Here is a 21,144-nt window from a genome sequence, read left to right on the forward strand (position 1 = left end):
TGAAGATTTATTTTACACTTCCAATTGTGATATTTGTTGTTGATGAAATGTTTTTTCTGTTCTTGATTCCTCCATACTACATCTTGGTAAGCTTGAAGGGTTTTGCTGCTCTATGCGCTGCTTTATATCACTAACGCACTGCCCTACAACATCACGAATTTTTCCATCAGCATTTTCTGCCAATAACTTATCAAATCCCTTTTCAACCTCTGCTCTCTCAGAGATATCCTTTGAAAGGTTACAATATTCTAAGATCTCATCTAACTGAAGCTTTTTTGCTAATAGGAAATCTTCTTGTTCTTGCTCTTGTTTAAGTTTGGTTTCCTCTTGCAGTTGTTTTGCTAAACTTTTATTTCTATCAAGCAATGGTTCGAAATGCAATCCGCCTTTGTTTATTATATGCACAATACTACTATCATCATAATCAACTTTATTGTATTCACCTGCACTTTTTGAACCTGAATTGTCTATTAATTCATGCAAAGACAGATCTTGGTTATCAACAGTCTGGTTCTCTATAACATGTAGCTTTACCTTATACTTTTCACAAAGTATTCTGCCTTCAACGTCAGGATCACCCCACCTACTGTTACGCATAATGTCTGCTGTATAATCATCTACAGTTTCACTACGGTGCTGGCCATTGTTATCATGACTATTGACAATTGCATTTGTAAACCACTTTGGTGGATTCTTTTGCGCAAATTCCCTACAATCATTTCTTAATTTTTCGGCAGTAACTTGCTCTCCTGTCTGTTGTTCTAGACTTTGCCTGAACGAGTCAAAAAAACAGCTTCCATTACCAATTGCTTGTCCTACATAGAAATTGTCAGGGTAAGGGTTACTATTTAAAAGAGTTATTTCTTGCCCTGAGATCCTGGGCCTTTTTATTCCAACCTCAACATCATGAAAGTCACTTGGTAGTTTCCGTTTCTTAGCTGTAGTCATAGTTTTACCTTAATTTAAGCTATATATTACTATACCAACAAAATTGTCAATAAGCGACTAATTAAGTATAGCAGAAATTTTTAAATTATGCAATAGTTATAATTTTACATAGCAAATATGAGTTTTAACTGCGGTATAGTTGGGTTACCAAACATAGGAAAATCAACCTTATTTAATGCGCTTACAGAGTCAAGTGCAGCCGAAGCTGCAAATTATCCTTTTTGCACAATCGAGCCAAATATAGGCAAGATTTCGATAAAAGATCAACGTTTGAAACAAATCGCAGCAATTGCAGGCTCAGAGAAGGTAATCTACAACCAATTAGAAGTTGTAGATATTGCAGGTCTGGTAAAGGGTGCGAGTAAAGGCGAAGGGCTCGGCAATAAATTTTTAAGCCATATCAGAGAAGTTGATGCCATCGTTCATCTGCTCAGGTGCTTTACGGATGACGATATCAGCCATGTACACAGTAAAATAGATCCAATATCAGATGCTGAAGTGGTAGAAATGGAATTAATCCTAGCTGATATTGATAGCATAGAAAAAAGGCTTCCTCAATTGGAAAAGAAAGCAAAGCAAGGTGATAAAGAGCTAAAGAGACAACTTGAATTAATGCAAGAGGTATTAGCTACTTTAAAATTAGGTAAACCTGCAAGAAGTTTGGAGAATATCAATGAAGATGAGATGAAGTTGCTTCAATTGCTGACAACAAAGCCCGTTATGTACGTTTGCAATGTTGAAGATACAAATGTTATAACTGGCAATGAATTATCTAAAAAGGTAGAGAGAATGGCAGAGGAAAATAAAAGCAAATTTTATTGCATTTCAGCAAAACTCGAAGCAGATATTGCAAATCTTGATAGTGAAGAGGAAAAACAGAGTTTTTTATCGGAATTTGGCTTACAAGAATCAGGCCTTGATGGAGTAGCGCGTATTATGTATGAAGTGCTGAGTATGATAACTTTCTTTACTGTGGGCCCCAAAGAAGCACGGGCATGGCCAGTAAAAATAGGGTCAACAGCGGATAAGGCAGCAGGTATAATCCACACTGATTTTGAGAAAGGCTTCATAAAAGCAGAAACAATAGGCTTTGCAGACTACATAAAGTATGGAAGTGAATTAGCTTGCAAAGACGCAGGAAAAATTCGCTTCGAAGGCAGAGATTACATCGTGCAAGATGGTGATATAATGCACTTTAGGTTTAATGTGTAGCTTTCTGGGGAGCAGTCCTACGTCATACCGCGATTCATTCGCGGTATCTCTGAGCATAGATCCCGCTAACAAGTAGCGGGATGACGGTTGTCAGGGTGTCATGCAAGTAGCTGACACTGGTTCCTTTATGACGGTGTCATTCCAGTCTGGAATCCAGCTTTTAATACAACCCCTCACCAAAAATATTGTGTTTTAACATAAGGTTAGCTACTTTTATACTCACCAACTTAATCTCTAATCAAAATTCCTGGATCCAAGTAGTCAGGGCACTGGGATGACATCCTCCCTAGCGGAGATTGCTCTCAAATCACAATGTTCGTACAGTAAGCACTGACCACTTTGCTTCAATATTTGCGATGCCCCTGAACAGATACAAAAAATCTATTGTTTTTTTATAAATTAAATCCTAAGGCATTTTTTACTGTAGATTAATCATTTGATTATAGTATCATTTTAATTAAGCTTATGCTTGGGATATTTATGAAAAATATTTTATATTTTATATTATTAGCTGTTGTATTCGGATCACTGAGCCTATTTGCTGTAGAGCAATTTGAAGAAAAGAAAATTGAATCAGTTCATAAAAACGAAAATGTAGGTGTAAGGAAGCAAGATAGCACAAATCAAAAAGATGAGTTAAAAAGCAACGTCGATGCTAAACAAACACAAGAGGCTGAGAGCAAAAGATTAGACGGCACTACCGATAAAGAGAAACTGCAACACAACGAGAACAAAGCTTTCGTGGTTGAAAAAACTATAAGTGAAGGTGAAAGGATTGATAAAGATTTGCCAAATGACCAGCTAGAAGGAAGCACAGACAAATTTGCTCAAAATTTACCAAATGTGGCCAATAAAGAAGTGAATAAAGATTTGAAACCAGAGCCTTTGCCTTTAAGTGCTGATTTAAATGAGAATACAGCTAACCCGCAAAAAAATCTACAAGCTGATCAGAAGATTGATATAAAAGATAATGAACTTTCAAAAAGTGATGCGAGTCAATTATTAGAGGGAAAAAAAGAAAAAGTAGAGAATCAGTCTGAAGAAAAAAAAGTGAAAGAAACAAACAGTAATTCCAAGGACCGCAATAGAGTAAAACCTATAACTAAAAAAGATGAAGAAGAGCAAAGTGAAAAGAAAAGTTTACAAAAATGGACAAAGCTAAACAGAGAACCAATAAAAGAATGGGGTCATAAAGACATACAAAGCAAGTCAATATATAAACGACAATATGATAGCCTTAATGAGCATCTTCCTACAACTGTGTTTATTGATGATTACAGTAAGCAATTTTTTTACTGCATTAAGAAGAACAACTTAACTTGCTTAAGAGGAGTAATAAGTAAGCTAGAAAAAATTGGATTAACAATTCAAGAGATACTAAGGTTTAGAAATAAATTGGGTGATACTCCTCTCATTTATTCAGTTAAACAAGGTGAGGTAGACATAGTGCGCTTTCTCTTATTACAAGGTGCTGATCTTAGAGTAGTTAACAATAATTTTCAATCCCCAATTGATATAGCAATCGAAAAAAAGCAGATCAATATAATAAATGCGATTGCCGAAATGATGCCACATCTTTTGGAGGATAGAAAAATAGACAATAAAGAAAGCTCAGCAATGTACGATTGGGCTGTGAAAACGAAAGAAATACAGTGCGATAAGCAAGATGATTAGATTTTTGATATTAATTTTAGTTGGTCATTTATGTTATGGAAACGAAACAAATGATGAAAAAAATCAGATTAGTGATTTTTTAAACGCTTTGCGTGATGCAAAATACGTATCTTACAGTAAAAAAGACTTTGCTGAATTTTTGGTGCAGTGCCACAAAGAGGGCGTGCCAGAAGATTTTAAGAAAGGTTTTGGTTCTAACTTAAATGGAGCTAATTTTAACCAACTGTACCTAAGTAAATCTGTTTTTGATGGAGTAAGTCTGATTGGTGCCGATTTTTCTAACACCGATTTATCCGATGTGTCTTTCATTGATGTTGATTTACGTGGTGCTAATTTTTCCAATGCTAATTTACATGGCATTAAAATAAAAGGTACAAATTTGAGTTTTACAAAATTTGTTTCTGCAAACTTAACAGATATCGTATTTGATCAGTCTAATGTTAGTTATGCTGATTTTATCAGTTCCGATCTCAAAAAAGTGAGTATGCACAACGTAATTGGTTTGCATACTAATTTCTCGAATGTGAAAATGAATTTCTCCAACTTATCAAACTCGAATGTTAGCCACGTAAATTTTAGTGATAGTGAAATAAACGATACTGTTATGCAGAAAAACAACCTTAATAATGCAAGTTTCTTTGGAGTGGATGCATATAAATTAAAGATACAATTTTCTTCATTAAAAAATGCTAACATATATGGTGCAGAGTTAAAAGAATCAGACTTTACAGGTAGCAATCTTTCCGATGCTTGCCTTAATTCTTCTATCATAATTAACAGTAACTTCGACGAAACTGATTTAAGCAACACACAAATTTCCTATGTGAATGACGATAATTCAAGTTTTGTTCAATCTATACTAAATGGTTCCAAGATAAAACATGCATATGTTTCTGAAGCAAATCTTCATGATGCTGATTTATCCAATATTGATTTTAGTTTTAGTGAACTGCATCAAGTTAATGTCTCTAATGCTGACATTCGTCACGGAAAGTTTCATAATACTAAAGTTGCAAATTCTAACATGAATGGCTCATTTTTTGACCATTCACTATTTACCTCTGCAAAGATAGAAGATTCAGACCTTTCTACAACTTCAATGTATAAGATAAAAATCCAAGACTCTCAAGTTTATAACAGTACACTTTCTCGCCATAATATTGATTCCAGTGAAATAGAAAATTCAACATTCTTTAATTTATTAGCTGATAATTCGAGTTGGTCCAATTTAAAAGTAACTAATTCAAATTTTATTGAAAGCGATTTCAGATCTTCTTTGCTTCACGCTAATGCCTTTAGGAAAACTAGTTTTTTTCTTAGCAATTTGAGTAATTCAACAATTAGTGATATGTCTTTTCTCTCTTCAAGCATATATAAAAGTTCAGTTGCTAATGCTCATTTAACAGGTTGCAAGTTTGATAATTCAATTTTGATTGACAATCAAGGGCAGAAAAAACTTGCAGGCTTAGAAAATGCTATAACTTCGATTAAAGATTTGCAAGAGAAAATATCACAGGGTGAAAAATTTAATGTAAATTATTCTTACTTTGAATTTAAGAATATGAATTTAGAAAATGCCGATTTTTCTAATTCAACATTGAGTAGAGCAAAGTTTGTAAACGTTAATTTGAATAAGGCAAATTTTGAAAAGACCGATTTGCGCTATACTGTCTTTGATAACTCTTCTCTCATTGGCACCAACTTATCAAATTCTAATTTAGAAGGTTCTAGCTTTTTAAACTCTGATCCAAAAAGCACCATGTTAAAAAATGCAAAGAAAAATGACCGTAAAAAGTGAGGGCGTATTATTGGTTCTATCCTCCCCTTCTGGAGCTGGAAAAACTACTATATCAGCAAAATTACTTGAGCAATCAACTAATTTAGTTAGGTCTGTTTCTATGACTACACGCAAGCCTCGCCCCGGCGAAATAAATGGAAAAGACTATTTTTTCGTTACCGAAGAAAAATTTCACGAGTTATGCAAAGCTGGCCAAATGCTTGAATACGCCAAAGTTTTTGAGAATTTTTATGGTATACCAAGAGATTTTATAGAGCAAAACTTAAGCAATGGAATAAGCGTTTTACTCAGCATAGACTGGCAAGGAGCATTTCACTTATTCAAGCTCATGAGAAAAAAAGTTGTAAGTGTTTTTATACTTCCCCCTTCAATGGAAGAGCTTAGGTTGCGTTTGCAAAAGCGTAATAGTGATGATGCAAGCGAAATAGAGCGCAGATTAGCCGAAGCTCAAAAAGAGATAAGCAAACGTGATAAATATGATTATGTAATAATCAATGATGATATTGATAAAAGTGTAGAAGAGATAAGCTCCATACTAAATAAAGAAAGACTTAAAAAACTAAAAGAAAAACCAAGTCTGGAAGACTGATAAAAACATCAATTTGGATATTTGCAGCTATAGTTTCTTATCCTATTTTAGCCAGTAGCACGTTTCGCAGTTTAGCTATATTTATTATTTTTTAAGATTAAATGGTTAAAATAGTAGCAACTGTTCAAGTGAGGATTTGACTATGATAACAGATTTTCTAATAGAAACTAGTTTTCTGCCTTTCCACCTATACATATACAACGTTTAGCTCAATTTAAAAGTCAAACTTCTTGGTTGTTAGTTTAGTGCTGACAACTTAAATAGCTTTTAATATTGAGGTTTTAGTATGGGTATAGATATAACTGCACTAACTACTAATGCAGATAAATTAGGTGAATGCATAGATAAAAATAAAAAGCAAGAGCAGGATAGAAAAGACGAGCAATTGTATGGCATTATAGAGAGAAAGGTAAAAAAAGAAGAACACAAGCGTGAAAAACCAAGAGGTCAAGATGGAACCCTCAAGGAGTGTAAAAGGTTATTCAAGGAAGGTGCTAGCCCTGAAGTATTAACTAAATTAGAAGAATCACTTAGAGAACAAGAAAAATATTATAGGTATTATGTCCAATGCTTCCTTCCAGTGCTAGATAAAGCAATAGAACGATCGAAAAAAATATCAAATGAAACAAAAAAGCAAGTAATTTCTAAAATTACTGACAATAGCAGATATTGTTTTACCCACAACCGTAGGGACAGCGAAACAGAGAGTGGCTACGGCAGTGATGTTGGAGATGATCATGAAGTAAATGGAACAACGGACAACGACGCTCTATTACTAAAAGCGATCAAAAATGGAAATAACAGGAAATTTAGAAAATATCTAAAAGATTGTACGGATATTAGCAGCATAAAAGATGAAAAAGGAAATAATATTTTACACCTCATTGCGTCGTTGGAAAAGAAACAGAAATGCAAGTTTCTGGGTACCCTAATAAAAACGGTCACCAAGGAAGATCTAGCACAACTTGTTGATAGTGAAAATCAGGACGAAAAAACTCCTCTTCAGGTGGCACTAATTAACAAGATAACAAAAGAAAAACATGAGTCTCATACAATCCAAGATAACGATAACACACTTAAGTTTCTTACAAAATTGTTAGAGCATGGGGCCAGCTCTGATAATTTAGAATTATCTACAGAAGAATTACAAAACTTAAAAGAGGAGCAAAAGACATACTACCGTAATTTCTTAGAAAAATTAGCAGAGCAAGGAAAGAAATCTAAATTAAAGCCAGAAATAAGAATCAATACAGAAGCAAAAATTAAAGAAATTATACCACATACCATAAATACTCCAGATAGTAATGATAATTATCTATTACATCCAGTAATTAAAAATAGTGATAAAAAACTTTTTAAAGAACTATTGGAAAAAGGTGCGGATATTAGCCTTAAAGACACAGATGGTAACAATGCTTTACACTTGATTGTTAAACCTGAAACAAAACAAAAACTTAAACTTCTCAATATATTGCTAGAAACAGGCCAAAAAGAACAATTTATAAAAGCTGTAAATGATAAAAAAGAAGGGCAAACACCGCTCCATCAGATACTCCAGCGCATACAAGAGAAGAGTGAGAACCGATCACTTAAGAAATTTGAAAAAACTAAAAGGTATGAAACCCTAGAACTATTGCTAAAAAATGGTGCAGATATTACTGTGCAAGATAAAGATGGAAAAAATGCTCTGCACTATATTGCTTCATTCAAAGGAGAACAAAAAGTTGCATGTTTGAAGTTGACTTTAGGTAAGGATGAATTTAGTAAGGCTATAAATGCTGTTAACGGGAAAGAGCAAACACCGCTCCATCAGGTACTCCAGCGCATACAAGAAAAGAGTAAAGAACCTTCATTGAAAAATAAAATAAAAAATGTAGTAAAAAAAGAATTTAAGGATACTGGCAGGTATAAAACCTTAGAGTTATTTCTACAAAACGGTGCAGATATTACTGTGCAAGATAAAGATGGAAAAAATGCTCTGCACTATATTGCTTTACTAAAAGGAGAACAAAAAGTTACATGTTTAGAGTTGATTTCAAATAAAGATGATGCTGTAAATACTACTAACAAGGAAGGGCAAACACCGCTCCATCAGGTACTCCAGCGCATACAAGAAAAGAGTAAAGAGCCTTCATTGAAAAATAAAATAAAAAATGTAGTAAAAAATGTAGTAAAAAAAGAATTTAAGGATACTGGCAGGTATAAAACCTTAGAGTTATTTCTACAAAATGGTGCAGATATTACTGTGCAAGATAAAGATGGAAAAAATGCTCTGCACTATATTGCTTCATTCAAAGGAGAACAAAAAGTTACATGTTTAGAGTTGATTTTAAATTCGGTGGAAAAAGAGAAATTTAGTAAAGCTGCAAACGCCGCTAACGAAAAAGAACGCACACCACTACAAGTAGCGCTAATTACTAAGACGACAAAAGATAAACATAATTTGGTCAATCCTAAGAGCCGTGATAACACGATCAAGTTCTGTGTAAAATTATTGCAAAATGGTGTTGACCCAAAGCAGTTAATACTACCCGAAAGATTATGGAGCAAAGAGTATTATAAAACTATAAAAGGAATAGAGAAATCAATGGGTAGAGCGCTTATTCCAGATGATATGAGAACTGAACTGAAGTGCAACTTTGGCAGGAAGTTAAAAGCACGCGATATTGTGAAGTACATCAATAATGTTGCTTGTAAAGCAGTGACAACGCTTGTATTTGCTGCTTTAGCCTGTGCAGCAATATTCAGTGCTTCTCAAGGAATTATTACAATTGCAACTGCCTCATCTATTATAGCAGTTATTGGAGTTTGTTATCTTATTTACTTGAATTTAGAAAATATTTATGAAGGATTTGGAAAAATTAAAGGAAAGTTTACTGAAGAAAAGCAACTTACACTTCAAGATAACGCACCAAAAAATGATACACAATGCAATAACTCTGTTAAAGATATAGAAAATAAGTCCAACGATTTAGAAGAGCAAGAGGTGCAAAAATCATCAAATCAATCAGAGCATACTGAGAGTCCTCCAGACACTAAAATGAGTGCCATATCAATAAACTCGTTGAAAAATTGTGTAGGGATAGTGTAACTAGTAAACCCTCTTCTCTGGCGCTATGAAATCAATCTCACCGCTCAGAGTTTTTTCAGCCACTTTTTTATAATCAATTTTTACGTTAATTTGCCCTTTCTTTTCTTCAAGCCACGCTATAGTGTGCTTCATCCAGTTTTTGTCATCACGTTCAGGAAAGTCTTCACGAGCATGGGCACCTCTGCTTTCCTCGCGATTAGCTGCGCATTCCATGGTAATAACCGCTTGTGGGATCATGTTAGCAAGCTCCAGTGCTTCAACTAAATCACTATTCCACATCATACTGCGATCCTCAAGTGAAATATCAGGCATCATTTTTGCTACCTTTTTTATAGCTTTTTTGCCTTCTTCTAAAACTTCAGCAACACGGAACACTGATGCGTACTTTTGCATAGTGTTCTGCATTTCGCTGCGTATTTTTGCTACTTTTAGCCCACCGGAGGCAAATCGCATTTTATTAAATCTATCTACTATCCAGTCTGTGCAGTCTGAATGCAATTTTTTATGTGGTGTACCGGATTTTAGTTTCTCTCTTGCTCTGAGCGCTGCAGCTCTACCAAAAACCACAAGATCAAGAAGCGAGTTAGAACCAAGTCGATTTGCACCGTGCACAGAAACACATGCAGCTTCTCCAATTGCAAATAGTCCATCTACCACTTCTTCCTTACCTTGCTTCAGCGTGATCACTTCTCCATAATAATTGGTTGGAATGCCACCCATGTTATAGTGAACAGTCGGAATGACCGGTATTGGATCTTTAGTGACATCAACTCCAGCAAAAGTTCTTGCGGTTTCGCTGATGCCCGGCAATCTGAGTTTTATTACTTCCGGATCAAGATGCGCTATAGTTAAATACATATGATCTTTTTTTGGTCCAACCCCCCTTCCCTCTCTAATTTCAATTGTTATTGCGCGACTTACCACATCACGGGAAGCTAAATCTCTTGCTTTTGGTGCGTAACGTTCCATAAACTTCTCGCCCTGAGAATTAACGAGGTACCCCCCTTCACCACGGCATCCTTCTGTCATCAAGCACCCTGAGCCATATATTCCTGTTGGATGAAATTGTACAAATTCCATATCTTCAAGTGGTAATCCAGCCCTTACTACCATGCCATTACCATCACCTGTGCAGGTATGCGCACTTGTTGCAGAGAAATAAACACGTCCATATCCACCTGTTGCTAACACCACTCTATGCGCACGAAATCTATGTAATGTGCCGTCGCATAGCGACCAAGCAAGAACTCCGCAGCATGTTTCGCTATCCATAATTAAATCAATCACAAAGTATTCAACAAAAAATTCAGCGTTGAATTTAAGACACTGCTGATATAGAGTGTGAAGGATTGCGTGCCCAGTCTTATCTGCTGCCGCACAAGTGCGCTGCGCTGATTTTCCTTTACCAAAGTGAGTTGTCATTCCACCAAAGGAACGCTGGTATATTTTGCCATCTTCTGTACGAGAAAAAGGTACGCCAAAATTTTCAAGTTCAATAACAGCTTTAGCAGCGTTTTTACACATATATTCTATTGCATCTTGATCACCAAGCCAGTCTGAACCTTTTATTGTGTCATACGCATGCCAGCGCCAATCGTCTTCACCGATATTACCTAAAGCTGCACTAATTCCGCCTTGTGCTGCAACTGTATGACTTCGTGTAGGGAAAATTTTAGAAATGCAGGCAACTGAAAAATTAGTTGCAGCCATCCCAAGCGTTGCTCTGAGCCCTGCTCCACCTGCACCTACTACTACCACGTCATACTCATGTTCTATGATCTCATACGCTGACTTATCCATATTTACTTATTTTATCATTACAGGCTTATGATATCACAGAAGTAGAAAAAATCTATACAAGTTTTCTATAGTTAAGACGTCATGCCGCCGCGGCGCTAACAAGTAGCGGGATGACAGCAATCCTACGTCATACCGCCGCAGTATCTCAGCCACTAACACGTAGCGGGATGACGAGCTTATTGTCATGCCGCCGCGAACCGTCATACCGCGATTCATTCGCGGTATCTCTAGATCCCGCTAACAAGCAGCGGGATGACGATTGTCGTTTAGCTATAAACATTAAGAAATTTACCAAACGAAAAAAAAGGCAAAAGAAGCCCCGTGGTTATTATCCGCTTTAAAATATTGGCGTTTTTTATGTTTTAAACGCTTGACAAGCGAAATTCAGCTGCTTTTAATTGCAACTAACCTACGCTGCAAATGTTTAAGAAATTTACCAAGCAGAAAAAAAGACAAAGAATCCCCGAGTTAGCTAGTCTTTTACTATCTTTGTCGAGTATTGGCATTTTTTGATGTCTTGTAACGCTTTGTAAGCGCGTTCAGCTTATTTAGATAAAAATCTAGATGTAGATGAAGTTTTGTAAAGACATACAGTATCTATATACTGCAAAAAATTAAACATAAGACGCCGATACATTAAGTAATCCTTACCTTTTAATCTGCAGATTGGCGAAAGCAAATACAATAGCTTCACTGTCATGATAAAGGGGCTGGCAAAGCTTGTCAAGAAATTTTCTTATTTCATTTAAATTGCTTGTAACCTTCTTATACACTCATCTTTACCAAGAATCACCATGATATCAATGATTCCAGGTGCATCCATTACTCCAGTTATAGGGGCGCGTAATGAGTGGTATACATCGCTTATTTTCATATCGTGCAATTTTGCACATTCCTTGATCTGAGAAGATAAAAAACCCTTATTCCAATTTTCATCACCGATCTTTGACAGAAATGACGCGAGTAACTTGATTATATCGAGGTTAGATTTGACAATTTGCTCAGCCTCTTCACTTAAATCAAGTGGCGGATCTTGAATATAAAATTTTGCTAAATCCAATAATTCGGTCAGGTAGTTTGCTCTTTTTTTTAGCTCTGTCAGTCCCTGCAGTAAATAGCCCTTTTTTTTGTCAGTTAGAGTATTTTCTCCAAGCATTAGAGTCAGAATATCTTCATTGCTCATATTACTAATATAGTGGTTATTCAAATGCTCCAGTTTTTTGAAATCGAGCCGTGCAGGTGAACGACCAATACTTTCTAAATTAAACCACTCTATTGCTTGCTCATCGCTAATAATCTCATCGTTGCCGTGACTCCAGCCAAGTCTCAGCAAGTAATTACGCATCGCTTTTGGCAATATTCCCATCTTTTCATAATCGCAAACGCTTGTTGCACCATGCCTTTTGGATAGCTTATTCCCATCTTCCCCATGGATAAGCGGCACATGTGCAAAGCGTGGAATGTCAAAATCAAGAGCCTGGTATATTAGCAGATGTTTAAAGGTATTAGTGAGATGGTCAGAACCGCGTATTATATCAGTTATTCCAGCATCATGATCGTCAATTACGACAGCAAAAATATATGTTGGAGTGTTGTCAGAGCGTAAGATCACTATATCATCAAGCTGGTTGCTATTTACTTTGATTTGGCCGTATATTTTATCATCAATAACGATCTCTTGCGAATCTGGCACTTTAAAGCGGACAACTGACCTCACACCCGATGTCATTCCAGCGCGTGACCACATATTTTCTTCTGGATCCCAGTGTCGGCTACTTGGATGACAAGAAGGAGGTTTTGTAGTACATTTATGCTTGTATATCTTGCCCTCTTCTCTTGCTTTTATTTTCTTTTCTGCAACTTCATCCTCAGGGCAATAACAGTGATACGCCCTACCCTTCTCAACTAAAAGGTTTGCTACTTCTTTATGCCGCTCTATTCTTTTTGACTGATATACTATTTCCCCATCATAGCTCACACCGAGCCATCTTAGCCCTTCTATAATTGCATCAATTGCTTCTTTCGTTGAACGTTTTCTGTCGGTGTCCTCAATTCTTAGCAAAAACCTGCCACCATGATGCTTTGCATAGAGCCAATTAAATAACGCAGTACGAGCCCCACCAATGTGCAAAAACCCTGTTGGTGATGGAGCGAATCTCGTGACTACGTCTAGCATGTTATTGTTACAGTAAAGTATAGGCTATGATACCTAAAATCCACGTTTGTAACAATGTAGAATTTATTTATCCTGAGAGATTAAATTTTCTTTATTTTTAATAAATCGTGTTGTATAATTTAGTGTTGGTTAAATATAGCGAGGTGAGTTATGTATGAACTTGTAGATATAGCAAAATTGCTTTCAGATAATGAAGCTAATATCAATTGGCATTACACCGGCCCATTTGATAAAACAAAACAAAGAATTAGGGGAGATAATCTCCTGCATTTAGCTGCAAAAACAGGAAAGGTTGATAAGTTTTTATCTATTTTCAAGAAAAGTGTTGAAAGTAATGTTCATTTGTTAGAGTACAATAAAGATCATGAAAATCCATTTCATATAGCAGCAGAAGTGGGGATATTACCAAGTGTAGTAAAAGGAATATTCAAGCATTTGGAGTCTGAAAAAACTAACCCAAATTGTGATCCGAAAAAATTAGAAAATGTCAAAAATTATGTTAAAGAGGCATTGTGCAATAGATGTGCGCTAGATCAATCTAAAAAGACTCCTCTTGACTGGGTTAGTAAGACAGTCAAAAAAGAAATAAAAGAAATCGCAGGCATAAAAGACAGCTTTATATGTAACCAGAAGTTTCGCCTATGCTTATATATAGTAGGAGCGATAGCATGTATTGCTGCTTTATGTTTGTCTTTATACTTTTTATTTTTAGTTTCTCAGTCTCTTGCATTGGCTTCGATGGCTGGGATAATTTCTGGTGGGGCTGCGTATCTGTCAGGCAAAGTATTTAGTGAGATACATGACTTGCATGACGTGAGCACTCCAGTAGAAACTTTTAGTAATGCGGATCTTGCAAGGATATAACAAAAAATTGCAGGCAATGATATAGAAATTTACTTTCTCAAGCTAAGAAAGTATACTGATAAGATGACGGAAAAGAAGTACAGTAAGATTTTAATAGCAAACAGAGGAGAGATTGCCTGCAGGATTATCAGAACTGCCCATAAGATGGGTATATCTTGTGTGTGCATATACTCGGATGCAGATGTAAATTCTGTGCATGTAAGGCAAGCAGATGAGTTAAGATATATCGGCCCTTCGCCTTCTTGCCTCAGTTATTTAAACATTGAAAAAATATGTGAAGTAGCAGTTGAAACAGGTGCTGAGGCAGTTCATCCTGGCTATGGTTTTTTAGCAGAAAATCCAGATTTTCCACGTGCTCTTCAAAAACATAATATAGACTTCATCGGCCCCAGTGCAGAAACAATAGAAGTTACAGCCAACAAAATAACAGCAAAAGAAGCGGCAAAAAAAGCTGGAGTGAATGTAGTGCCAGGATATATGGGTAAGATTAGCAACGCTGCCCACGCAGCTCAAGTTGCTGAAGAAATTGGCTTTCCGGTTATGCTTAAAGCTGCATCAGGCGGTGGTGGCAAAGGAATGCGAATTGTAAACTCCAAAAAAGAAATTGAACTAGCATTTACATCAGCCACAAATGAAGCAGAGAAAAGTTTTAAGGATGGCAGTATCTTTATAGAGAAATATATAGAGTTGCCAAGACATATTGAAATACAAATCATAGCAGATAAATATGGCAATATAGTTTGTCTTGGAGAAAGAGAATGCTCGATACAAAGGAATAATCAGAAAATAATAGAAGAAACGCCAAGTCCATTCATTAGTGAAGAAGTAAGACAAAAAATGTATGTTCAATGTGTTTCTCTGGCAAAGCAAGTTGGCTATTTTTCAGCAGGCACTGTTGAGTTTGTTGTAGATAAAGACCAAAACTTCTATTTTCTTGAGGTAAATACGAGATTGCAAGTTGAGCATCCAGTAACAGAATTTATAACTGGAATAGACATAGTAGAAGAAATGATTAGAACTTCCTGTGGAGAGAAATTGAGATTCAATCAGGATGATATTAAACTTACTGGTTCTGCAATAGAAAGTAGAATTTGCGCTGAAGACCCATCGAAGAAATTTTTCCCTTCCAGCGGAAGAATAAAATATTACGATAAACCGGGTGAAAATGATTATGTAAGAATAGATGATGGAGTTGCTGCAGGTTCAGAAATTAGCACGTTCTATGACTCAATGATTGCAAAAGTTATAACATATGGAAAAGATAGAGTAGAAGCGATTAGCAGAATGCAAAAAGCATTGTCTGAATGCTATATAGAAGGAGTAACAAATAATATAGAATTTCTAGAATCCATCTTCCATCACCCAAATTTTATCGCAGCAAAGCTCCATACGAGATTCATTCCAGATCATTACCCTAGTGGGTTTCACGGCGATTTTGTTGCAGAGGAGTATATTAAAATATTTATTTTCACTGCGTTATATGTTCATTTGGAAAATGAAGAAAGGTACCATCATAAAGCAGTGAATGAAACATCTCAGGTGTCATTCCAGTGCGTGACACTGGAATCTAGTAAAAAAGAAGGGGCACCAGTATCAGCTACTCGGATGGCAGGTGACCGTGCAAGAGATTTATTCATAGTGAATATAAATGACAATGAGTACTCCGTAAATGCAAAATACCAAGATAATATATTAATAACAGTATATAATCACAATAAATACTCCGTTATAGGCAAGTGGAAATCAAGTTATAGATTGCTATATATCACAATTAATGACGATACCAATATAGCACTTAAAATAGAAAGACAAGGCAGCAAGTACTTCATAAGACATGCAGGCATGAAAGCTGAGTGTTGTATATTTAAGCCTCATGTAGCTGAATTAAGTAGGTTAATGCTAAATAATGAAACAGAAGGGATTTCAGCAGATGCTGTAAAATCCCCAATATCTGGTTTATTAGTTAAATTACACGTAAATGTAGGAGATCAGGTAGAAATAGGACAACCTTTATTTGTTGTGGAAGCGATGAAAATGGAAAATATTATATGTGCTGAAGCAGCAATGGTGATAAAAAATATTCCCGTTCAAGAAGGAAAAAATGTGCAGATCGGTGATGTAGTCTGCTTTCTTAAATAACACAAGAAGTACAAACTTGACCCAAACAAGATAAATGAAAACACTTGATGAGCTATGGCAATGGCTATTGGTATGTGTAACAAAAGAGTAACCACTCCTAAAATTATCTGAATGATGATGGAGAGCAGCATAATATATACCGGTTTTACGCTAGCATTTTTTACTGTGAGTATTACTACCAAAGTTAGTATTAGCAATGCCAGTGCTCGATGTATAAATTGCACTGTCGCTCTGTTCTCAAAGATATTCAGCCATATAGGCTGTAAGAAAAATAAATCTTCTGGAACGATTTGTCCGTCCATTAGTGGAAAGGTATTGTAAATCAAACCAGCATTTAATCCCGCAACAAATGCGCCGAAAATTATTTGTATTACAATTAGGACCAAAATCATCCTTGCGTAGTATATAGTGTTACCACTAACCTTAAGTTTTGTTTGTTGTGGCCTTATCTGATAATCAAAAAATTGATATGACAATAATGCAAAGATAACTAATGCTAATAATAAGTGAAGTGCGAGCCTATAGTGGCTAACATGAGGCTTGGCTACCAAGCCGCTTTTTACCATATACCAACCAGCAAAAGCTTGCAGCGCTCCAAATAACAAGACTATCAATAGCCTTATTATTACCTTTTTAGATATTTTTCTTCTTAATGTAAAATATATAAATGGCAGGACAAAAACTAAACCTGTTAGTCTTGCAATTAATCTATGCACATACTCTATTAAGTATATAGCGCGAAACTCCTCCATACTCATACCATAGTTGAATGCTTTATACTCAGGTGTAGCTTCGTATTTTAATTTTTCTTGTAGCCAGTCTTGCTCATTCAGTGGTGGTAATGTTCCAGTGATGGGTTTCCACTCCGTGATTGACAATCCCGCTCTTGTAAGTCTGGTAAATCCACCAATTCCTACCATAAGAATTACCATGACCGAGCAGAGAAAAAGCCAAATGGCTACAGGTTTTGCTTCCATAAACCATGTTTAGTTTTGTTCCATCGCTCAGGGTAAAGAATAAACTCCCACAAGGCAAGAAAAGCTGCAGAACCAACAAAAAGATTCAATAGCAAAATTCCCTTAAATCCAGTGTGTTTATAAAGAGACTTTATATTTTTTAAATGAACAATATAAGTTTGCATATAGCCTTTGATCCAGCGCGCTCTTTGCTTAATCCAAGCAAATACAGCAATTGGTGACTCTTCCAATGTTTCTGAGTCAATCATCCTGGTTTTATATCCCATTTGCGCAAGTCTCAAACCGAGGTCAGCATCTTCGGTAACACTATAAGCATCCCAGAAAAACATTTTTCTTAGAATTTTTACTGAAAAATGATTACTGCTACCACCCAAAGGCATTGGCATGTTCATTTTTTGGAATCCAGGCAATAAGTATTGAAACCAGTTCATATACTCCAGAGAAAAGGATTTTGTGAGAAAATTACAATCACAATTATAGTAATTTAATTTCGCCTGTACACAGGCTAACTTATCGTCGCCCTTATTAAATTCAATCAGTGCTTTTTTTAACTGCAATGGGTCTGGTTTATCGTCCGCATCATATATTACTGCATACTTTCCTCTAGCAAAGCTCATAGCATAATTGCATGACTTGGCTTTTGTTCTAGGCAAAGAATGAGGCACTTTTATTACTTCAAAATACTGCGGTAAAGTGTACTTTTCTATAGCTGCTAGCGTTTCTTGGTCATCACTTTCTACCTGAAGCTTCACATCTAATTTTGATTTTGGATAATCCAAACTTTCAATGCTTTCGATCAATTGCTCTATCACTGCACTTTCTTTAAAAGCAGGCAATAAAATAGTATATATAGGAAAATCTTCTTCATTCAGCTTACTATAATCCACTTTTTGATTAGAGGTTTCACATAAGTTAAAAATTGTAGCTATAAACTTGAATAAATAACTAGAACATCCGATTATAAATATCAACATCAAAGCAAAATATGTATATTTCTCTGTTAGTGTTAAAATTGAAGTTACAATAAAGAAAGAAGCAAAAAATATTGAGCTTAGTTTAATGCTTTTAGCTGAAAAATTAGGATTCTTGTAATATAAGTAGTTGCTTGCAAATTCTGAAATACCAAAGTGCGAGTTAAGAAGATTTAAAATCTGTTCGCTATCCACTTTTATTAATACATAGTCAATACCGTAATGAGCTTCGACCCAACGGTTGATATCTCGGCTTGTGTCTTCAACCATAAAAAAAGTAGTATTATTTAATTTTTGCCAAGGAATTATATTAAATTTATAGTAAAAAAGTTTCTCTGGCTCTTTGCACAAACTAGAATCAAACTTAATTTTTTCTACATTATCAGCTTGAAGTATAGGCAATTGTTGCATTGAACCTAATGCAATTTTTTATTTAAGTCACGTGAAAATGAAGATATGACCTCGCTACTACGCTTATCATCTTTACGTTCATGCATTATTTTTTTTACAGCATCAGCAGCTATATTCACTGTGTTAGTCTGTAAATCCCCAAGAGCTTTTTCAACTTGGTCAGTGACTTTCTTCAAGTTAGAATGGGCATTGTCATCTAATGTCTGATCTAGCTGCTGTCTATTGTGCTTAATGATACTATTAGCTTTATCAAGTGCTTCATTCATCATTTTATTAACTTCTGCATCTAATTCTTTGTATTTTTTAGAAGATTTTTTGTAATACTCCAACATATCTTTCCTGAATTTTTCAGTTTCTTCACTTGAAAATTTGCTTTTGTTACGCTTATTGTTAAGCGCATTTTTTATCACTTTCTTTAGCAATTTATACGAAAGGACAAAACTTACCAAGAAGGCAAGACCGATAATCAGTGATGTAGACATAAAAACCCCTAAAATTCTTTGGACACCAAGTCAGCAATAAATTCCTCTTCAATTTCATAATTAGTCAATTTAGTATAATAAATTAAAGCAATACTAGTAGCCATTTGTTTTAACTGATCAGTATATTCAGATTTAAATTCTGCCACTTTTTTTTCAATAAGCTTGCTCTTTTTTTTGTCTTCCTCTTCTAATATATTCTTAACATTAGCTCTCATTTCTTCTACCTGAGCAAGTGCATCATCTATGATTTTTTTTGCCTGTATTCTAGCTTGGTTTAAAGCGGCATTATACTTGGCAACCTGATCTTCCGTGAGTCTTAAAAGATGAACAGAACTATTAAAAGAATCCAATACTTCTTTACTTCTAGTGCTTATTATTTCATCTAACTTTGGCAAAAATAAACAACTTACTACGAAAAAAAGTGAAGAGAAAAAAATTAAAAACCAAAAAACTTGAGAAAAGAAGGTTGAAACATCAAGCTGTGGCATCTGTTAAGCAGCAAATATTAATAACATTGCAAGTACAAACGCAAGCAATCCCATGATTTCAACCATGGCAGCACCAATATAAACATAACTTTTCATTTTACCTTCTGATTCAGGGTTTCTCGCAATCCCATTTAACATAGCAGAGAAGATATTAGCTATACCTAAACCAGCACCGAGCATTCCAAACACAGCTAAACCAATTGCTATAAACTTTAAAGCTACTAAATCCATATATTACCTTTAATTATTTCTTTATAATATAATTGTAAAATATTCTACAAGGAAGTCAATTACTTTACTGCATCTGACAAATATACACATGTTAATATAGTAAATATATAAGCTTGTAAAATTGCAACAAATACTTCAAATCCTATCAATGCAATTATGAACAAAAACGGCGCAGGAGTGAAAAATATGTTCATATTTACAATAAACCCTGCTATCACTTTGATGATTGTATGACCAGCAATCATATTTGCTGCAAGCCTTATTGATAGGCTAACCGGCCTTACTAAATAAGCAAACAACTTAATAATAATTATTATAGGTGCAAGCCACGAAGGAGTTCCTTTTGGTAGCAATATGCGTAAAAATTCTACTCCCCTTTCTTTAAATCCAACAATCGTTATATAAATAAAAACCACCATCGATAAAGCGAAGGTGACTATCACATGACTTGTGACCGTGAAACTATAAGGAAGAACACCAACCAAATTACATGATAAAATGAAAATAAACACTGTAAATATCAATGGAATGTGCTGCAAGCCTTTGCTTCCAGTGTTATTTTCTATTATTGAAATAACAAAATCATATACATACTCAACTGCAGCTTGCAAATATCCTGGTATTACTGCCCCCTTCTTTATTCCAAAAAGCAAAAAGAGTATCACCAATATCACCGAAATCATCGTGAAAAGAGATGAATTGGTAAAGCTTACGTCATACCCAAATAACCTAGGTAACTCTATTACCGTATATACTTTAAACTGTTCCAGCGGATTTAATGCCATTTTAATCTGAATTATAAACAGTAAATAAAGTATGAATTTTATAGGACAAAGTCAAGAATTAAGATAAGGCTCTGTATTATTATAACATTAACATATTAACAAAATATGTAATTAGAATGTTAATTACAGTCAGCTCTGTATTTTAAAATTTACTAATCTTGTTAAATTATTCAATATCTTGACTTAATATCTTATTTTGATTATAATTTAATTTTTAGTGAGGTATATAATGAACGAAATAGATTTTATTAACACTAATCATCCTTTAAATTTGGAGCAGGAATTTGGTAACGGATACATCGAATCAGTAGATTGTTTCCTTGACGAAGATACTCGCGATTATTACATAGGACTCAACAATGCAATAATACACTTCTTTTTTGATGGTAACATTGATGAGGATGCCTGGGATTATGAAAGTCTTAAATTCTTTCTGGAGATAGATTTAAAAGGTGATATAGAAAAAATTCTTTCTCTTCGCAAGAAGATATAAAGTTACAAAAGCTTC

Annotated in this window: 17 protein-coding genes; 8 read left to right on the top strand and 9 right to left on the bottom strand. The window is 35.0% G+C overall.

Translation table 11 applies throughout. The annotated features are described in order from the left end of the window. Positions 1–12: 12 nt before the first annotated feature. Positions 13–948, bottom strand: coding sequence for an OTU domain-containing protein (locus OOK89_RS03795; protein ID WP_264718744.1), 936 nt, complete (start codon positions 946–948; stop codon positions 13–15). A 117-nt stretch (positions 949–1,065) separates the two neighbouring features. Here OOK89_RS03795 and ychF point away from each other — a divergent pair, with 117 nt between their 5' ends. The 5 genes from ychF (at position 1,066) to OOK89_RS03820 (ending at position 9,312) form a co-directional block, all read left to right on the top strand. Beyond that, positions 1,066–2,160: a redox-regulated ATPase YchF gene (gene ychF / locus OOK89_RS03800; RefSeq protein WP_264718747.1), complete on the top strand. Its 1,095-nt coding sequence runs from the start codon at positions 1,066–1,068 to the stop codon at positions 2,158–2,160. A gap of 480 nt (positions 2,161–2,640) precedes the next feature. Beyond that, positions 2,641–3,834, top strand: coding sequence for an ankyrin repeat domain-containing protein (locus OOK89_RS03805; RefSeq protein ID WP_077188062.1), 1,194 nt, complete (start codon positions 2,641–2,643; stop codon positions 3,832–3,834). Then, positions 3,827–5,632, top strand: a complete 1,806-nt coding sequence (locus tag OOK89_RS03810) for a pentapeptide repeat-containing protein (protein ID WP_264718749.1) — start codon at positions 3,827–3,829, stop codon at positions 5,630–5,632. The genes OOK89_RS03805 and OOK89_RS03810 overlap by 8 nt, the downstream gene beginning before the upstream one ends. Next, a complete protein-coding gene (gene gmk / locus OOK89_RS03815) occupies positions 5,616–6,221 on the top strand; it encodes a guanylate kinase (RefSeq protein WP_151807884.1) in 606 nt (201 codons plus the stop codon). The genes OOK89_RS03810 and gmk overlap by 17 nt, the downstream gene beginning before the upstream one ends. Positions 6,222–6,507: 286 nt before the next feature. After that, positions 6,508–9,312, top strand: coding sequence for an ankyrin repeat domain-containing protein (locus tag OOK89_RS03820; protein ID WP_264718751.1), 2,805 nt, complete (start codon positions 6,508–6,510; stop codon positions 9,310–9,312). Here OOK89_RS03820 and sdhA read toward each other — a convergent pair whose 3' ends face one another. Further along, entirely contained in the window at positions 9,313–11,112 is a 1,800-nt protein-coding gene (sdhA, locus tag OOK89_RS03825; protein WP_151807886.1) for a succinate dehydrogenase flavoprotein subunit, read from the bottom strand. Positions 11,113–11,857: 745 nt separating this feature from the next. Then, positions 11,858–13,288 carry a glutamate--tRNA ligase gene (gene gltX / locus OOK89_RS03830; RefSeq protein ID WP_264718752.1) on the bottom strand — a complete coding sequence of 477 codons (1,431 nt, stop codon included), beginning with the start codon at positions 13,286–13,288 and terminating at the stop codon, positions 11,858–11,860. A gap of 150 nt (positions 13,289–13,438) precedes the next feature. Here gltX and OOK89_RS03835 point away from each other — a divergent pair, with 150 nt between their 5' ends. Both OOK89_RS03835 and OOK89_RS03840 read left to right on the top strand, forming a co-directional pair. Further along, the gene (locus tag OOK89_RS03835; protein WP_264718754.1) at positions 13,439–14,152 is read left to right on the top strand and encodes a hypothetical protein; all 714 of its coding nucleotides are present in this window, start codon (positions 13,439–13,441) and stop codon (positions 14,150–14,152) included. A gap of 63 nt (positions 14,153–14,215) precedes the next feature. Further along, the gene (locus tag OOK89_RS03840) at positions 14,216–16,291 is read left to right on the top strand and encodes an acetyl-CoA carboxylase biotin carboxylase subunit (RefSeq protein WP_264718755.1); all 2,076 of its coding nucleotides are present in this window, start codon (positions 14,216–14,218) and stop codon (positions 16,289–16,291) included. Here OOK89_RS03840 and OOK89_RS03845 read toward each other — a convergent pair. The 6 genes from OOK89_RS03845 to OOK89_RS03870 are packed head-to-tail and all read right to left on the bottom strand — an operon-like array spanning position 16,240 to position 20,636. Further along, positions 16,240–17,268 (bottom strand): COX15/CtaA family protein, encoded by a 1,029-nt coding sequence (locus tag OOK89_RS03845; RefSeq protein ID WP_264718757.1) that lies wholly within the window; start codon positions 17,266–17,268, stop codon positions 16,240–16,242. The genes OOK89_RS03840 and OOK89_RS03845 overlap by 52 nt on opposite strands. Further along, positions 17,250–18,641 (bottom strand): glycosyltransferase family 2 protein, encoded by a 1,392-nt coding sequence (locus tag OOK89_RS03850; RefSeq protein ID WP_319803650.1) that lies wholly within the window; start codon positions 18,639–18,641, stop codon positions 17,250–17,252. Before OOK89_RS03850 ends, OOK89_RS03845 begins: the two co-directional genes overlap by 19 nt. A gap of 14 nt (positions 18,642–18,655) precedes the next feature. Further along, positions 18,656–19,132, bottom strand: coding sequence for a F0F1 ATP synthase subunit B family protein (locus OOK89_RS03855; protein ID WP_077188071.1), 477 nt, complete (start codon positions 19,130–19,132; stop codon positions 18,656–18,658). Positions 19,133–19,140: 8 nt separating this feature from the next. Beyond that, on the bottom strand, positions 19,141–19,620 hold the full coding sequence (locus OOK89_RS03860; RefSeq protein WP_264718759.1) for a F0F1 ATP synthase subunit B family protein: 480 nt from the start codon (positions 19,618–19,620) through the stop codon (positions 19,141–19,143). Positions 19,621–19,623: 3 nt separating this feature from the next. Continuing rightward, positions 19,624–19,851: a F0F1 ATP synthase subunit C gene (locus tag OOK89_RS03865; RefSeq protein ID WP_006014985.1), complete on the bottom strand. Its 228-nt coding sequence runs from the start codon at positions 19,849–19,851 to the stop codon at positions 19,624–19,626. Positions 19,852–19,910: 59 nt separating this feature from the next. Next, a complete protein-coding gene (locus OOK89_RS03870) occupies positions 19,911–20,636 on the bottom strand; it encodes a F0F1 ATP synthase subunit A (RefSeq protein WP_155968396.1) in 726 nt (241 codons plus the stop codon). Positions 20,637–20,865: 229 nt separating this feature from the next. Here OOK89_RS03870 and OOK89_RS03875 point away from each other — a divergent pair, with 229 nt between their 5' ends. Further along, a complete protein-coding gene (locus OOK89_RS03875; RefSeq protein ID WP_010962582.1) occupies positions 20,866–21,129 on the top strand; it encodes a hypothetical protein in 264 nt (87 codons plus the stop codon). The last annotated feature ends 15 nt before the right edge of the window (positions 21,130–21,144 follow it).

Source organism: Wolbachia endosymbiont (group A) of Lasioglossum morio (assembly GCF_947250585.1).
GTDB classification, from domain to species: Bacteria; Pseudomonadota; Alphaproteobacteria; order Rickettsiales; family Anaplasmataceae; genus Wolbachia; species Wolbachia pipientis.

Excerpts from the sequence above, each read along its gene's own strand:
- OOK89_RS03795 (WP_264718744.1), bottom strand. The coding sequence starts at position 948 with ATGACTACAGCTAAGAAACGGAAACTACCAAGTGACTTTCATGATGTT.
- ychF (WP_264718747.1), top strand. The coding sequence starts at position 1,066 with ATGAGTTTTAACTGCGGTATAGTTGGGTTACCAAACATAGGAAAATCA.
- OOK89_RS03805 (WP_077188062.1), top strand. The coding sequence starts at position 2,641 with ATGAAAAATATTTTATATTTTATATTATTAGCTGTTGTATTCGGATCA.
- OOK89_RS03810 (WP_264718749.1), top strand. The coding sequence starts at position 3,827 with ATGATTAGATTTTTGATATTAATTTTAGTTGGTCATTTATGTTATGGA.
- gmk (WP_151807884.1), top strand. The coding sequence starts at position 5,616 with ATGACCGTAAAAAGTGAGGGCGTATTATTGGTTCTATCCTCCCCTTCT.
- OOK89_RS03820 (WP_264718751.1), top strand. The coding sequence starts at position 6,508 with ATGGGTATAGATATAACTGCACTAACTACTAATGCAGATAAATTAGGT.
- sdhA (WP_151807886.1), bottom strand. The coding sequence starts at position 11,112 with ATGGATAAGTCAGCGTATGAGATCATAGAACATGAGTATGACGTGGTA.
- gltX (WP_264718752.1), bottom strand. The coding sequence starts at position 13,288 with ATGCTAGACGTAGTCACGAGATTCGCTCCATCACCAACAGGGTTTTTG.
- OOK89_RS03835 (WP_264718754.1), top strand. The coding sequence starts at position 13,439 with ATGTATGAACTTGTAGATATAGCAAAATTGCTTTCAGATAATGAAGCT.
- OOK89_RS03840 (WP_264718755.1), top strand. The coding sequence starts at position 14,216 with ATGACGGAAAAGAAGTACAGTAAGATTTTAATAGCAAACAGAGGAGAG.
- OOK89_RS03845 (WP_264718757.1), bottom strand. The coding sequence starts at position 17,268 with ATGGAAGCAAAACCTGTAGCCATTTGGCTTTTTCTCTGCTCGGTCATG.
- OOK89_RS03855 (WP_077188071.1), bottom strand. The coding sequence starts at position 19,132 with ATGTCTACATCACTGATTATCGGTCTTGCCTTCTTGGTAAGTTTTGTC.
- OOK89_RS03860 (WP_264718759.1), bottom strand. The coding sequence starts at position 19,620 with ATGCCACAGCTTGATGTTTCAACCTTCTTTTCTCAAGTTTTTTGGTTT.
- OOK89_RS03865 (WP_006014985.1), bottom strand. The coding sequence starts at position 19,851 with ATGGATTTAGTAGCTTTAAAGTTTATAGCAATTGGTTTAGCTGTGTTT.
- OOK89_RS03870 (WP_155968396.1), bottom strand. The coding sequence starts at position 20,636 with ATGGCATTAAATCCGCTGGAACAGTTTAAAGTATATACGGTAATAGAG.
- OOK89_RS03875 (WP_010962582.1), top strand. The coding sequence starts at position 20,866 with ATGAACGAAATAGATTTTATTAACACTAATCATCCTTTAAATTTGGAG.